The sequence below is a fragment of the Mycobacterium sp. ACS4331 genome (assembly GCF_001667265.1).
In the GTDB taxonomy this organism is placed as follows: Bacteria; Actinomycetota; Actinomycetes; order Mycobacteriales; family Mycobacteriaceae; genus Mycobacterium.
Genome location: NZ_LZHW01000013.1, coordinates 31,157 through 44,394 on the forward strand (window position 1 = coordinate 31,157; position 13,238 = coordinate 44,394).

A 13,238-nucleotide genomic window follows, 5' to 3' on the forward strand; every position below is an offset into this window, starting at 1 on the left:
ACTCTAATCCCATTCTCAGCAACGACCGAATCCCGGAAAAGGGGTGAGCGCCGAAATCTCTCGGAAAGTTAGGGTGACCTTGGTGGGTGAGGGCCGTGTGGACGGGTTTTTCGGAATGGATTCAGACTTGATGAGGTGGCGGTCGCATGAGCGGTGATATTGACTGGAAACTGTTGCGGGACAACGCGATAAGAGCATCAACTCAGGCCTATGCCCCCTACTCGGGGTTTCCGGTGGGCGCCGCCGCACTGGTCGATGATGACCGAGTTGTGACCGGTTGCAATGTGGAGAATGTCTCATATGGCCTAGGTCTCTGTGCCGAGTGCGCTGTGGTCTGCGCCCTCTTCGCGACGGGTGGCGGGCGGCTGCGCGCACTGGTCTGCGTGGCCGGTGACGGAGACCTGCTGATGCCCTGTGGGCGGTGCCGCCAGGTGCTGCTCGAACACGGCGGACCCACGATGCTGATCGACCACCCGGCCGGGCCCAAACCGCTGTCGGAGCTCCTCCCGGAGGCCTTCGGTCCCGACGACCTCGTTCGGGGGCCGAGGGGATGAGGGAACTGACTTTCGACGCACCGACCGTCATCCGCACCAAACGCGACGGCGGGCGACTGTCGGATGCGGCGATCGACTGGGTGATCGACGCCTACACGCGCGGCGATGTCGGCGACGAGCAGATGGCCGCGCTGCTCATGGCGATCTTCCTGCGGGGGATGGACCGCGACGAGATCGCGCGGTGGACCGCGGCGATGATCGCCTCCGGCGAGCGACTGGACTTCGCCGATCTGCGCCGCGACGGGCAGCCACTGCGATTGGTGGACAAACACTCCACCGGCGGGGTCGGCGACAAGCTCACGATTCCGCTGGTGCCCGTGGTCGCCGCGTGCGGAGCGGCGGTCCCGCAGGCCGCCGGGCGCGGCCTGGGCCACACCGGCGGCACGCTAGACAAGCTCGAGTCCATCCCCGGCTTCTCCGCCGAGATCGGTAAGGACCGGGTCCGCGCGCAGCTGCGCGAGGTGGGTGCGGCGATCTTCGCCGCGGGCGACCTCGCGCCGGCCGACCGTAAGATCTACGCACTGCGCGACGTCACCGCGACCACCGAGTCGCTGCCGCTGATCGCGAGTTCGATCATGAGCAAGAAGCTCGCGGAGGGCGCCGACGCGCTCGTGCTCGACGTCAAGGTCGGGTCCGGCGCGTTCCTGAAGGACCCCGCGGAATCGGTCGATCTGGCGCAGACCATGGTCGATCTCGGCCGGGCCCACGGCGTCCCCACCCGGGCGCTGCTGACCGATATGGCGGTGCCCCTGGGCCGCACGGTCGGCAACGCCGTCGAGGTCGCCGAATCGCTGGAGGTGCTCGCCGGTGGTGGTCCCTCCGACGTCGTCGAACTGACGCTGCAGCTGGCCGCCGAGATGCTCACGCTGGCGGGCCTGGACGCACGCGACCCCGCCGACACCCTGCGTGACGGCACCGCGATGGACAGCTTCCGGGCCATCGTCGCGGCTCAGGGCGGTGATCTGAGTCAGCCCCTGCCGGTTGCGGCCCATTCCGAGACCGTGACCGCGTCGGTGAGCGGCACAATGGGGGACATCGACGCGCTGGCGGTGGGGATGGCGGTGTGGCGGCTCGGAGCGGGCCGATCGCGCCCGGGTGAGCGCGTGCAGGCCGGGGCCGGCATCAGGATCCACCGCAGGCCTGGGGAACCCGTGGCCGCGGGCGAGGCCGTCTTCACGCTCTACACCGACACCCCGAACCGATTCGCGCCAGCGATGGCCGAACTCGCCGATGCCTGGAATATTGGCCATTCTGCACCGCCGACTCGTCCCCTGATCATTGAACGGATGGGCCCCTGATGACAGCGCCGACACCGACGTCCGCGACCGGACCGCACGACCTGCAGGTGATTCGGCAGGCCCCCAAGGCGCTTCTGCACGACCATCTCGACGGGGGACTGCGCCCCGCCACGGTGCTCGACATCGCCGGCGCCATCGGCTACGACGACCTGCCGGCCACCGACGTCGACGCCCTGGCGGACTGGTTCCGCACCGCGGCGCACAGCGGATCCCTCGAGCGCTACCTGGAACCGTTCGCCCACACCGTCGCCGTCATGCAGACGCCGGAGGCCCTGCACCGGGTGGCCTTCGAATGTGTCGAGGACCTGGCCGAGGATTCGGTGGTCTACGCCGAGGTTCGCTTCGCCCCCGAGCTGCACATCGAGGGTGGCCTGTCGCTCGACGACGTCGTGGACGCCGTCCTGGCCGGATTCGCCGACGGCGAGAAGGCCGCCGCGTCGGCGGGGCGCCCGATCGTGGTGCGCTGCCTGGTGACGGCCATGCGGCACGCCGCCCGGTCCCGGGAGATCGCCGAACTCGCGATCCGGTTCCGGGACAAGGGCGTCGTGGGCTTCGACATCGCCGGGGCCGAGGCCGGCTACCCGCCGACCCGGCACCTGGACGCGTTCGAGTACATGCGGAACAACAACGCGCGCTTCACGATTCATGCCGGAGAGGCATTCGGGCTGCCGTCCATCCATGAAGCGCTGGCGTTCTGCGGCGCCGATCGACTGGGTCACGGCGTGCGACTCGTCGATGACATCGACGAGCAGTCCGACGGGACGTACCACCTGGGCCGAGTCGCCGCCATCGTCCGCGACAAGCGCATCCCGCTGGAGATGTGCCCGTCGTCGAATGTGCAGACCGGGGCCGCCCGTTCGATCGCCGAGCACCCGTTCGACATGCTGGCGCGACTGCGGTTCCGCGTCACGGTCAACACCGACAACCGGTTGATGAGCGACACCACGATGAGCCAGGAGATGCTTCGTCTGGTCGAGGCCTTCGGGTACGGGTGGAGCGACCTCGAGCGGTTCACCATCAACGCGATGAAGTCGGCGTTCATTCACTTCGACGAACGCCTGGCGATCATCGACGAGGTGATCAAGCCGCGCTATGCGGTCCTGATCGGGTGATTTCGGCGCGCTTTCCGGCGCTGAACGCTGGTTTGCGCGCCGAAGTCACTCGCGGCGCAGCCGCGTCTCGACGAAGCGCTCCAGCGACTCCAACTGGGCGGCGGCCTCGGTGTAGGGGCCCTTGGGCTTGTCCGAGGACTCGTCGAGCACATACGCCGCGAACCTGCCGAGCGCACTGTCGGCGGCCAGCGCCTTGTCGACGGTGTCCTCCTCGGAGTAGTCGCCGACGTCGCGCAGGAACTCCACCGCCAGTTCGAGCTGGTCGCGGTCGACCGCGTCGGGACCGTCGGCGATGTCGTCGGCGAGACCGGTCAGAACGTAGATGTTCTCCTCGGTGATGTCGACGTCGAGCGAACCGTCGGTGGCCGCGGTCCTGATGTCGTCGTAGGTGCTCAGATCCGACAGGTCATGGTCGTGATCGTCGGCCAGGTAGCGCGCCAGGGCCCGCTCCGAACTGAACACGCTGATGCGGCCGTTGCGGCCGAGGAACACCGGGCGCTCGCCGAGGTAGCAGCGCAGCGTGTAGAACGTGCCACCGGTGGTCATGACGCGGATCGGGTCGATGCCGACCTTGAGCCAGAAGTCCTCCTCGTGGGCGAGGACGAAGTCGTCGTCGGCGGCGCGCTCGTCATCGGATTCGGAGTCGGCGTCGGAGTCCGCGTCGGAATCCAGCGTGGCGGAGTCGGTCTCGAGGATTTCGTCCTCGTCGTCCTCCGGGGCGGGACCGGCCAGTTCGGCCGCGGCGGCCTTGGCCAGCTTCTCGTCCACCTCGGGGGTGGTGACGATCTCGTCGATGGAGGCGATCACCTTGTCCCAGTTGCGCCCGACGATCGCGGCGATGTTGTTCCACCGCTTGAGCCCGGACTTGCCCGAGAACTCGTCGATGCCGCCGTTGACACCCGACAGCGTCGGGTTGCCGTTGAAGAACTTGGTCACCGACGGCAGCTCACACACCGATCCGATTGAGGACACCACGGCCAGCGTGCGCGCCAGCGTGTTCACCCCGTCCTCGGTGGGCTTCTCCGCGACCAGTTCCGCCACGGCGATCAGGTCGAACTGACGGTCCTCGGCCGGGTTGAGCTTGTGCGCGTTGGCCTCGGTGATCTTCTGCCACGCCGGGTGGTCGGACAGGTCGTTCTCCACGCCGCTGCGCACGAAGGCGACCAGATCCTCGACGCTTTCGAAGGCATACAGGTCGTCACCTGAGCCCAGGAACGCCTCCCATTCGTCGCCGGCATCCCGCCAGCGTGGGGCCCACAGGGTGTACAGGTCGCCCGCGGTGATGCCAAGGCGGATCGGGACAAGCTCAGCAGCCATGCGGCACAGGATAACGAGGTCACCCCCGTCACGGGTCGGGCAGTGTCCCCACGGCGCGCCGAACGCGGACACGAGGCGGACACGAGGATGGGGCACGATGGCCCGATGAAGGCTTTCGGGAAGGCGCCTGCGGGGCGCCTCGCCGCGCTCGGCGTGGTGGCCGCGGCGCTGTCATGCCTGCTGGTGCTGCGCCCGGCACTGCAGGCACTCACCTACGGCGAGTTGACGCCGGCGGTGGCCGGCTACCTCGCGGTGCCGCTGGTGGTGCTGCTGGTCACCGGGATCCTGCGGTACGGCGTGGTGGTGTCGACGGTCGTCGCGGTGGCCATCACCGTGGTGGTCTCGGTGTCGGTCGCGGTGCTGTTCGCCGTGACGCTCGGGCTGTCGTTGAGCGGATCGCCGCGCAGTCCGGTGTTCATGACCCTGGTGTGGGTCTGCCCGCCGCTGACCGTGCTCGTGCTCGGCGCGGCGGCGTTGCGGTTCATCCGCCCGCGCGCCGACTCCGAACATTAGGGTGTGCGGCTATGGATGTGCGGGTCATCGATCACCCCCTGGCCGCCGCGCGGTTGACCACTCTGCGCGACGAGCGGACCGACAACGCCGGATTCCGCTCTGCGCTTCGTGACCTCACGCTGATGCTGGTCTACGAGGCCACCCGGGACGCCCGCCGCGAGGCGATCACGGTCCGCACGCCGATCACGGAGACCGCGGGCTCCCGCCTGGCCGCGCCGCCCCTGCTGGTGCCCGTGCTGCGCGCCGGGTTGGGAATGGTCGATCAGGCCCATGCCCTGATCCCGGAGGCTCGCGTGGGCTTCGTCGGGGTGGCGCGCGACGAGGAGACGCATCAGCCGACGCCGTATCTGGAGTCGCTGCCCGACGACCTGAGCGCCCAGCCCGTCATGGTGCTCGACCCGATGCTGGCGACCGGCGGTTCGATGGTGCACACGCTGGCCCTGCTGCAGGCGCGCGGCGCCGTCGACATCACGGTGGTGTGCGTGGTCGCCGCGCCGCAGGGCGTGTCCGCCGTCGGTGCGGCCGCACCGGATGCCCGGCTGATCACCGCGACGATCGACGAGGGACTCAACGAGATCGCCTACATCGTCCCGGGACTCGGCGACGCGGGTGACCGGCAGTTCGGCCCGCGCTGAGCCTCAGTCCGCCAGCAGTGTCTCGCCGATGCCGCGGGCGTGGGCCAGCAGTGCGTCGCAGCGCGAGTCGGCCGCCGCACGCGCCGCCGCGACATCCTCTGCGGGCGGCAGCGCGACCTCGACGTAGAACTTGAGTTTGGGCTCGGTGCCGGACGGGCGGACCACCATGCGCACACGTGCGCCATCGGCGGCGCCGGAGAACACCAGGGCGTCGGTGCGCCCGCTGCCCCGAATCTGCGCCAGATCCGTGCAGTCGACCGCGATTCCGGTCAGGGTGGCCGGCGCAGTGCCACGCAGCCTGCGCATCGCGTCTGCGGCGTCATCGACCCGCAGCGACAGCGCTGAGGTGACGTGCACGCCGTGGCGACGTGCGAGACGATCCAATTCGTCGAGTAGGGAACGGTTTTGGGTCTTGAGCTCCGAGACCATGGCACAGGCCCGCACCGCGGCGCTGATGCCGTCCTTGTCGCGCACCGCCTCCGGGTCGACGCAGTGCCCGATGGCCTCCTCGTAGGCGTACACCAGGTGCCGGCCCGGCAGGCCGCTGTCGGCGCGGGCCAGCCACTTGAAGCCGGTCAGGGTCTCGACGTGGGTGGCGCCGTGCTCCGCCGCGATCGCCGCCAGCAGGCGGGAGGACACCACGGTGGAGGCGACGACGCCCGACCTCGCCCCCTCGGCGCCGAGGGCGGACAGGATGTGATCGCCGAGCAGCCAACCGGTCTCGTCGCCGGAGAGCATGCGCCAACCGTCGGCCGTCGGCACCCCGAGTGCGCAGCGGTCGGCGTCGGGGTCGAGCGCGATCGCCAGATCGGCGCCGACGGCTTCGGCCAGTGCCAGCAGCGCATCGCAGGCGCCGGGTTCCTCGGGGTTGGGAAACGCCACCGTCGGGAAGTCGGGGTCCGGATTGAACTGCTCGCTGACGAGGTGGACGTCGTCGAAGCCCGCTCGGTGCAGTGCGGCGAGCGCGGTGCCGCCGCCCACGCCGTGCAGGGCCGTCAGTGCGATGCGAACGCCGCCATGGTGCGTGGCCACGGACGCGGCCCGTGCGATGTAGTGCTCGACGAGTTCGGTGTCGGCGGGACCGACCTCGGCCCGGGGGATGTCGGCGACCGGCGGTGCGACGCCGATCGCGGCCTCGATCTCGCGGTCGGTGGGCGACACGATCTGAATGCCGCCGTCGAAGTAGACCTTGTAGCCGTTGTCGGTGCCCGGATTGTGTGACGCGGTGATCTGTACGCCGCAGGCCGCGCCCAGTCGGCGCACCGCGAATGCCAGCACCGGCGTGGGCAGCGGGTCGGGCAGCAGCACGGTCGAGAACCCCTGCGCGGCGAACACTTCGGCGGTGGCGAGGGCGAACTCCGCGGAGTGGTGCCGCGCGTCGCGGCCGACCACGACCGTCGAGCCGCCCAGGCAGCGGTCCGCGAGCACCTTCGCCACGGCCCAGGTCGCCGTCGTGACGGTCGCGACATTCATCCCGTCCGGGCCCGGCCGCATGGGCCCGCGCAGGCCCGCGGTGCCGAAGGTCAGCATGGGCCTGATTGTGCCTTCTCGGCGTCGGCGAGTCTGCGCAGGATCGGCGCCACCAGCATCAACAGGTCCGTCTCGAGGAGTTGACGGCGTCGGCCTGGTACCTCAGCGTCGCGCTCGTCGTCGTCATCGCCGCCGTCGGCATCGCGCTGGGCCGGGTGGCCCGGATACCGGGTTCGGGTCTGCTGGTGCCCATGGCCATCACCGTGACGCTCGAACTCGCGGGGTGGTCGCTGGGCCTGGCGGTGCCGGTCGTCCTCGTTCAGGTCTCCTACGCCGTCATCGGATGGCAGGCGGGTCTGGCCTTCACGCGGCGGTCCCTGCTGGCGATCGGCCGCGCGCTGCCGCTGGCGGTGGGCTTGATCGTGGCGCTGACGGTCGCGACGGCGGGACTGGGCGTGCTGTTGGCGCACGTCACGGGCATGTCGGCGCTGGAGGGCTATCTGGCGACCAGTCCGGGCGGCGTGTATGCGGTGCTGGCCACGGCGGTCGAGACCGGTTCGAACGTGACGTTCATCGTCGCGGCCCAGGTGCTGCGGATCCTGGTGATGCTGTTCGCGGCCCCGGCCCTCGCGCGCGGCATCGTCGCTCTGCAGCGGCGGTTGACGACTCAGAGCCGGGAGATCACCGCGGCCAGCAGGGATCCCATCGCGGTCGCGGACTGACGGCCCGCCTCAAGCACCTCGGCGTGCGACAGCGGTTCGCCCGTCATCCCCGCGGCGAGGTTGGTCACCAGGGAGAACGCCAGCACCTCGGCTCCCGCGGCACGCGCCGCGATCGTCTCGTGCACCGTCGACATGCCGACGAGATCGGCACCGAGGGTGCGCAGCATCCTGATCTCGGCGGGCGTCTCGTAGTGCGGGCCCGGCAGCCCGGCGTAGACGCCCTCGGCGAGCGCGGGATCGAAGTCACGGGCCACCTGCCGCAGCCTGGGCGAGTAGGCGTCGACGAGGTCGACGAACTCGGCGCCCACCAGCGGCGACCGCGCGGTCAGGTTCAGGTGGTCGCTGATCAGCACGGGTTGGCCCACGGTGTACTCGCTGCGCAGGCCGCCCGCGGCGTTGGTCAGCACGACGGTGCCGACCCCGGCCGCGCAGGCCGTGCGGATCGGGTGCACGACATGACGCAGGTCGTGGCCCTCGTAGGCGTGGATGCGACCGAGAAACACCAGCACGCGCCTGGGGCCCACCTGGACCGACAGCACCGTCCCGCGGTGTCCCTGGGCGCTGGGCGGGGTGAAACCGGGCAGATCGGCCATCGGCACCTCGGCGTCGGCCGGACCCAGCGCCGCGGCGGCGGGAGCCCATCCCGAGCCCAGCACGACAGCGACATCATGGCGCGCCACCCCGGTGCGATCGGCGATGGCGGACGCGGCGTGAGCGGCCAGCGCCGCCGGGCTTGTCACAGACGGTGAGGCTACCGGTTGGCGGTGCGAACCTCGGCAGCTGACGGTGAGATACTGCAGGGATGGCCGGTGTGTCGCACTCCTCGTACGCGGACGGCGTCGAGCACACCGTGACGCGGGTCCGCGGTGACCTCATCGAGCTCTCGCACTCCATCCACGCCGAGCCGGAACTGGCGTTCCACGAGCACCGCAGCTGCGCAAAGACGCAGGCCCTGGTCGCCGAGCGCGGTTTCGAGGTGGCGACCGTCCCGGGCCTGGACACCGCCTTCCGGGCGTCGTTCGGCAGCGGCGACCTCGTGGTCGGGGTGTGTGCCGAGTACGACGCCCTGCCCGAGCTCGGGCACGCGTGCGGCCACAACGTCATCGCGGCCTCGGCGGTCGGTGCCGCACTGGCCCTGGCCGAGGTGGCCGACGCGCTGAATCTGACGGTGGTGCTGCTCGGCACCCCGGCCGAGGAGGCCGGGGGCGGCAAGGTCCTGATGATGGAGGCGGGCGCGTTCGACGGCCTCGCGGCGGCCGTCATGATCCACCCTGGACCCGTCGACATCGCCGCCGCGCGATCCCTGGCGCTCTCGGAGGTCAACGTCAGCTACACCGGCCGGGAGGCGCACGCCGCTGTGGCCCCGTTCCTCGGGGTCAACGCCGCCGACGCCGTGACGGTCGCGCAGGTCGCGATCGGACTGCTGCGTCAGCATCTGCTTCCGGGCCAGATGATGCACGGCATCGTCACCGACGGTGGACAGGCGCCCAATGTGGTGCCCCGGCATGCGTCGATGCGATACACCATGCGCGCCAACGACACTGGGGCGCTGCGTGCTCTGGAGGAGAAGATGGCGGGTTGTTTCGCCTCCGGCGCCGTGGCGACCGGGTGTCAGCACAGCGTGGAGTCGGTGTCACCGATCTATCAGGAGTTGACGCCGGACCCCTGGCTGTCCGAGACGTTCCGGGCCGAGATGCTGCGCCTGGGCCGGACACCGGTGCCCGTCGAACTGGAGGCCGCGCTGCCCCTGGGCAGCACGGACATGGGCAACGTCACGCAACTGCTGCCCGGCATCCATCCGGTGGTGGGAGTCGAGGCCAACGGTGCCTCGGTCCATCAGCCCGGGTTCGCTGAAGCGGCCGCGGGCCCGGCCGGTGACGCCGCGGTCGTCGATGGCGCGATCATGTTGGCGCGCACGGTCGTCGCACTCGCCGAGACACCGTCCGAGCGGGATCGGGTTGCGGATCTGGCCGAACGGCGGGCGTCATGAGCGTCGCCGACGTCGCCGAATCCTGGTTGGCCGCCAACTGCGATGACCTCGTGGAGTGGCGCAGGCACATTCATCGTTTTCCCGAGCTGGGCCGGCAGGAGTACGCCACCACGCAGTACGTCGCCGAGCGGCTGGCCGACGCGGGCCTCAACCCCAAGGTGTTGCCCGGCGGGACTGGGCTGACGTGTGACCTCGGGCCCGAGCATCGGCCACGCATCGCGCTGCGTGCCGACATGGATGCCCTGCCGATGGCCGAACGCACGGGAGCCGAGTACTCCTCGACGGTGCCCAACGTGGCGCACGCGTGCGGCCACGATGCGCACACCGCCATCCTGATGGGCACGGGGCTGGCGCTGGCCTCGGCCGCGGAACTGCCGGTGGGCGTTCGACTGCTGTTCCAGCCCGCCGAGGAGCTGATGCCGGGCGGCGCGATCGACGCGATCGCCGCCGGTGCGCTCACCGGTGTGTCGAGAATCTTTGCGCTGCACTGCGATCCCCGGCTCGCGGTCGGCCGGGTCGCGATCAAACCGGGTCCCATCACCTCGGCCGCCGACTGGCTCGAGATCACGCTGCACTCCGCGGGCGGTCACACGTCGCGTCCGCACCTGACCGGGGATCTGGTGTATGGCCTGGGCACGCTCATCACCGGCCTGCCCGGCGTGCTGTCGCGCCGTGTCGACCCTCGTAACAGCACCGTGATGGTCTGGGGCGCCGTCAACGCCGGCGCCGCGGCCAACGCGATCCCGCAGACGGGCACGCTGGCCGGAACCGTCCGCACCGCGAGCCGCGAAACCTGGGTCGAGATGGAGAGTCTGGTCTCGGAGACGATTGCGGGGCTGCTGGCGCCGCTGGGCATCGAGCACTCTCTGCAGTACCGGCGCGGTGTCCCGCCTGTGGTCAACGAGGAGATCTCGACTCGGATCATGACGCACGCGATCGAGGCCGTCGGACCGGATGTGCTGGCCGACACCCGGCAGTCCGGCGGTGGCGAGGACTTCTCCTGGTACCTCGAGGAGATCCCGGGGGCGATGGCGCGCCTGGGTGTGTGGGGTGGACGTGGTCCCCAATTGGACCTGCATCAACCGACTTTCGACCTCGATGAACGTGCGCTGGCTGTGGGTGTGCGGGTGATGTCCAACATCGTGGAGCAGTGCGCGGCGTTCTAGAGCCGCCGGGGCGCGGCGCGCCGGCGGATCGCGGGTGCGACGGGCCGGCCGCGCAGCAGGCCGTCAGTGGTGCCCGCGTCCACCGCGCGACGGTAGACCGAGAACGCCGCTCGTGCAGCGTCGATGGTCACGCCGATGTCGGTCTCGGTGTGCGCGGCGGACACCACGAACGACTGGCCGAGGACGCCGTGGGCGAGCATCTCCTGCAGGAACAGCGTGCGGTAGGCCTGCGACGGTGCGCCGTCGGCGTCGCGGGTGACGAACACCAGGCAGGACGGTCGGCCGACCGCGCAGACGTGGTCGGCGATTCCGAACTCGGCGGCCAGGGCGTTGAATCCGGTCGCCAATCGCGTTCCGGCGGACTCCATTCGAGCCACCGGGTCCTCGGTGCGGTAGGCGTGCACGACGGCGCGGAACGCGGCCAGTGACGCGGTCTCCGGGCCGTGCGTGGTGGACAGCAGGAACACCCGGTCTCGATCGGTGGCCAGACCGCCGAGTTCCATCAGGTCCCGACGCCCCGCCAGCGCGGAGATCGGGAAGCCGTTGCCCATCGCCTTCCCCCAGCACGACAGGTCCGGCGTGACGCCGTAGACGCCCTGCGCGCCGTGCGGCGACCAGCGGAACCCCGTGATCATCTCGTCGAAGATCAGCACCACGCCATGGCGACCGCACAGTTCCCGCACCCCCTCGAGGAAGCCGGGCTCGGGCTCGGCCAGCGCGGTGGCCGCCTCCATGATGACCGCGGCCACCGAGTTGGGATGCGCGCAGAGCAGTTCCGCCAGTGAATTGAGGTTGTTGAACTCGAACCGCAGGGAGCCGGTGCCGGTGGATTCGGGGATCCCGGCGTTCATCTCCGTGGTGCCGATGAACCAGTCGTCGACCGAGAAGAACGGTTGCGCGCAGATCGCGATCCTGTCGCGTCCCGTCGCGGCCCGTGCCAACCGCACGGCCGCGGTGGTGACGTCGGATCCGTTCTTGGCGAACTTGACCATGTCGGCGCCGGGCACCAGATCGATGAAGTCCTGTGCGGCATGGACTTCGACCTCAGTGGGCCGGGAGAAGTTCATGCCCCCCGCCATCGCCGCGGCGGCCGCGTCCACCACCGGCGCATAGCCGTGTCCGAGCACCACCGAGCGGAGTCCCGCGCCGTACTCGATGTACTCGTTGCCGTCGACGTCCCACACGCGGGCCCCGGCACCGCGGACCAGGATCGGTGCCATGTCCTCGGGATACTGGTCGGAGCCGCGGGCATAGGTGTGCGCGCCGCCGGGCACCAGGCGGTGCAGGCGATCCTGCAGTCTGTTGGAGATCGCGAACGACCGGGCGGTGTTCATGGCTGACCGCCCGCGGTGATGCGCAGATCGCCGATGTCGCTGTGCCAGCGGCCGGTCAGCTGCGGGTGCTGCGCGTCAACCTCGGCCAGCATGTCGGGCACCGTCAGGTAGACGTGGTCGGGGGCGCGGGCCACCAGTTCGGCGGGGGAGATGATCGGGATGTCCGTGCCCGGCATCCGACGCCCCTGTTTGGCCGGTGCCGCGTCGGCGACCGCGGCCAGCAGTGTGGAGTCGAGGCCGGCCCGGCTGAACAGTGATACGGCACGGGAGGCGGCGCCGTAGGCCAGTACCGTTCTCCCGCTGCGTGACTCCTCCTGAAGCCAGGTGCGCAGGGTGGTGACCTGCTCGTCGGCGCTGGCCTGCAGTGGACTGAACGCCGAGGGTTCGGTGACGCCGAGCGCGGATTCGGCGGCCAGGGTGCGCCGCACCGTGGCGTCCGGTCGGCGCGATCCGCGCGACGCCGCGATCAGCTGCGTCCCGCCGTAGAGATCGAAATCCCATGCGGTGTGCACATGCAGGCCCACCGACGCCAGCAGCGGGGTCAGGGCGGTCAGCGAGTAGTAGGCGAAGTGCCCGTGCCGCAGCGCATTCCACTGTCGTTGGCCCAGGATCGCGGTGATCGACTGGTACTGCAGCAGCAGCACGCCGTCGGCTGCCATGGATGCGGCACGCTCGAGGAATGCCGCCTGCTGATCGGGTTCGTGCATGATGCCGAAAGAGTCGAGCACCACGTCGGCCGCGCCGCGCGAAGGCCCGCTGAGGGCGGTGAAACCCCGTTGCGCGAGCAGCGGCAGCCACGTGCCGCCGTGCGGGCTGCCGAACTCGATGACGGTGCGGCCGCGCAGCCACCCCGACTCCTGCGCGAGGCCGACGGCCGCCTCGGCCTGATCGCGCAGCGCCTGCGGCTCCACGCCGCGTGGTTCGTCGGGGACCGTGTCGTCGTCGGCCAGCTGAGCCAGCCCGCACCGCAGGCACAGGTCCATCGCCAGGGCGTGGCGCGCCTCGTCGGCCCCGACGGGCGCGTCGGCGCAGGGGAAGTGGTCGGCTGCGGGAACGCGGCCGAGGTCGAGGACCCGGGCCAATCGCGGGTCCTGGCATGCACGGCAGGAGTTCATGACAGCATGGCC

General features: G+C 70.3%; 12 protein-coding genes and 2 pseudogenes. 8 read left to right on the forward strand and 6 right to left on the reverse strand.

The features are described from left to right. The first annotated feature begins 146 nt into the window (after positions 1–146). The 3 genes from A5727_RS03850 to A5727_RS03860 are packed head-to-tail and all read left to right on the forward strand — an operon-like array spanning position 147 to position 2,964. The gene (locus A5727_RS03850; protein ID WP_068244750.1) at positions 147–554 is read left to right on the forward strand and encodes a cytidine deaminase; all 408 of its coding nucleotides are present in this window, start codon (positions 147–149) and stop codon (positions 552–554) included. Beyond that, positions 551–1,852 (forward strand): thymidine phosphorylase, encoded by a 1,302-nt coding sequence (locus A5727_RS03855; RefSeq protein ID WP_068244754.1) that lies wholly within the window; start codon positions 551–553, stop codon positions 1,850–1,852. The genes A5727_RS03850 and A5727_RS03855 overlap by 4 nt, the downstream gene beginning before the upstream one ends. Continuing rightward, a complete protein-coding gene (locus A5727_RS03860) occupies positions 1,852–2,964 on the forward strand; it encodes an adenosine deaminase (RefSeq protein WP_068244758.1) in 1,113 nt (370 codons plus the stop codon). Before A5727_RS03855 ends, A5727_RS03860 begins: the two co-directional genes overlap by 1 nt. Before the next feature lie 45 nt (positions 2,965–3,009). On the opposite strand, the gene satS is transcribed toward A5727_RS03860, so the two are convergent. Beyond that, complete coding sequence (gene satS / locus A5727_RS03865) at positions 3,010–4,281, reverse strand: protein export chaperone SatS (RefSeq protein WP_068244762.1); 1,272 nt, start codon at positions 4,279–4,281, stop codon at positions 3,010–3,012. Positions 4,282–4,386: 105 nt separating this feature from the next. On the opposite strand from satS, the gene A5727_RS03870 reads away from it, so the two are divergent. Then, positions 4,387–4,794 carry a hypothetical protein gene (locus tag A5727_RS03870; RefSeq protein ID WP_068244764.1) on the forward strand — a complete coding sequence of 136 codons (408 nt, stop codon included), beginning with the start codon at positions 4,387–4,389 and terminating at the stop codon, positions 4,792–4,794. Between the two features lie 11 nt (positions 4,795–4,805). Continuing rightward, positions 4,806–5,429, forward strand: coding sequence for a uracil phosphoribosyltransferase (upp, locus tag A5727_RS03875; protein ID WP_068244767.1), 624 nt, complete (start codon positions 4,806–4,808; stop codon positions 5,427–5,429). Positions 5,430–5,432: 3 nt separating this feature from the next. On the opposite strand, the gene A5727_RS03880 is transcribed toward upp, so the two are convergent. Together A5727_RS03880 and A5727_RS28510 are read right to left on the reverse strand one after the other, a co-directional pair. Further along, a complete protein-coding gene (locus A5727_RS03880) occupies positions 5,433–6,479 on the reverse strand; it encodes a phosphohexomutase domain-containing protein (protein ID WP_502687651.1) in 1,047 nt (348 codons plus the stop codon). A gap of 135 nt (positions 6,480–6,614) precedes the next feature. Continuing rightward, positions 6,615–6,959: pseudogene (locus A5727_RS28510) on the reverse strand (phospho-sugar mutase); the annotation flags it as partial. A gap of 71 nt (positions 6,960–7,030) precedes the next feature. Here A5727_RS28510 and A5727_RS03885 point away from each other — a divergent pair. Further along, a pseudogene (locus A5727_RS03885) lies at positions 7,031–7,621 on the forward strand (AbrB family transcriptional regulator); the annotation flags it as partial. On the opposite strand, the gene A5727_RS03890 reads toward A5727_RS03885, so the two are convergent. Further along, positions 7,567–8,361 (reverse strand): purine-nucleoside phosphorylase, encoded by a 795-nt coding sequence (locus A5727_RS03890; protein ID WP_068244776.1) that lies wholly within the window; start codon positions 8,359–8,361, stop codon positions 7,567–7,569. The pseudogene A5727_RS03885 and the gene A5727_RS03890 overlap by 55 nt on opposite strands. Before the next feature lie 62 nt (positions 8,362–8,423). Between A5727_RS03890 and A5727_RS03895 the strand changes: the two genes are divergently transcribed. Both A5727_RS03895 and A5727_RS03900 read left to right on the forward strand, forming a co-directional pair. Beyond that, positions 8,424–9,611 (forward strand): amidohydrolase, encoded by a 1,188-nt coding sequence (locus A5727_RS03895; protein WP_157521200.1) that lies wholly within the window; start codon positions 8,424–8,426, stop codon positions 9,609–9,611. Continuing rightward, complete coding sequence (locus tag A5727_RS03900; RefSeq protein ID WP_068244778.1) at positions 9,608–10,777, forward strand: amidohydrolase; 1,170 nt, start codon at positions 9,608–9,610, stop codon at positions 10,775–10,777. Before A5727_RS03895 ends, A5727_RS03900 begins: the two co-directional genes overlap by 4 nt. Here the strand turns inward: A5727_RS03900 and A5727_RS03905 are convergent. Then, complete coding sequence (locus A5727_RS03905) at positions 10,774–12,111, reverse strand: glutamate-1-semialdehyde 2,1-aminomutase (protein WP_068244779.1); 1,338 nt, start codon at positions 12,109–12,111, stop codon at positions 10,774–10,776. The two genes, A5727_RS03900 and A5727_RS03905, sit on opposite strands and share 4 nt — an antisense overlap. Beyond that, positions 12,108–13,226, reverse strand: coding sequence for a transferase (locus tag A5727_RS03910; RefSeq protein WP_068244781.1), 1,119 nt, complete (start codon positions 13,224–13,226; stop codon positions 12,108–12,110). The genes A5727_RS03905 and A5727_RS03910 overlap by 4 nt, the downstream gene beginning before the upstream one ends. Between the last annotated feature and the right edge of the window lie 12 nt (positions 13,227–13,238).

Coding starts and splice junctions, on each gene's coding strand:
- A5727_RS03900 (WP_068244778.1), top strand. CDS start 9,608: ATGAGCGTCGCCGACGTCGCCGAATCCTGGTTGGCCGCCAACTGCGAT.
- A5727_RS03855 (WP_068244754.1), top strand. CDS start 551: ATGAGGGAACTGACTTTCGACGCACCGACCGTCATCCGCACCAAACGC.
- A5727_RS03910 (WP_068244781.1), bottom strand. CDS start 13,226: ATGAACTCCTGCCGTGCATGCCAGGACCCGCGATTGGCCCGGGTCCTC.
- A5727_RS03905 (WP_068244779.1), bottom strand. CDS start 12,111: ATGAACACCGCCCGGTCGTTCGCGATCTCCAACAGACTGCAGGATCGC.
- upp (WP_068244767.1), top strand. CDS start 4,806: ATGGATGTGCGGGTCATCGATCACCCCCTGGCCGCCGCGCGGTTGACC.
- A5727_RS03895 (WP_157521200.1), top strand. CDS start 8,424: ATGGCCGGTGTGTCGCACTCCTCGTACGCGGACGGCGTCGAGCACACC.
- A5727_RS03850 (WP_068244750.1), top strand. CDS start 147: ATGAGCGGTGATATTGACTGGAAACTGTTGCGGGACAACGCGATAAGA.
- A5727_RS03860 (WP_068244758.1), top strand. CDS start 1,852: ATGACAGCGCCGACACCGACGTCCGCGACCGGACCGCACGACCTGCAG.
- satS (WP_068244762.1), bottom strand. CDS start 4,281: ATGGCTGCTGAGCTTGTCCCGATCCGCCTTGGCATCACCGCGGGCGAC.
- A5727_RS03870 (WP_068244764.1), top strand. CDS start 4,387: ATGAAGGCTTTCGGGAAGGCGCCTGCGGGGCGCCTCGCCGCGCTCGGC.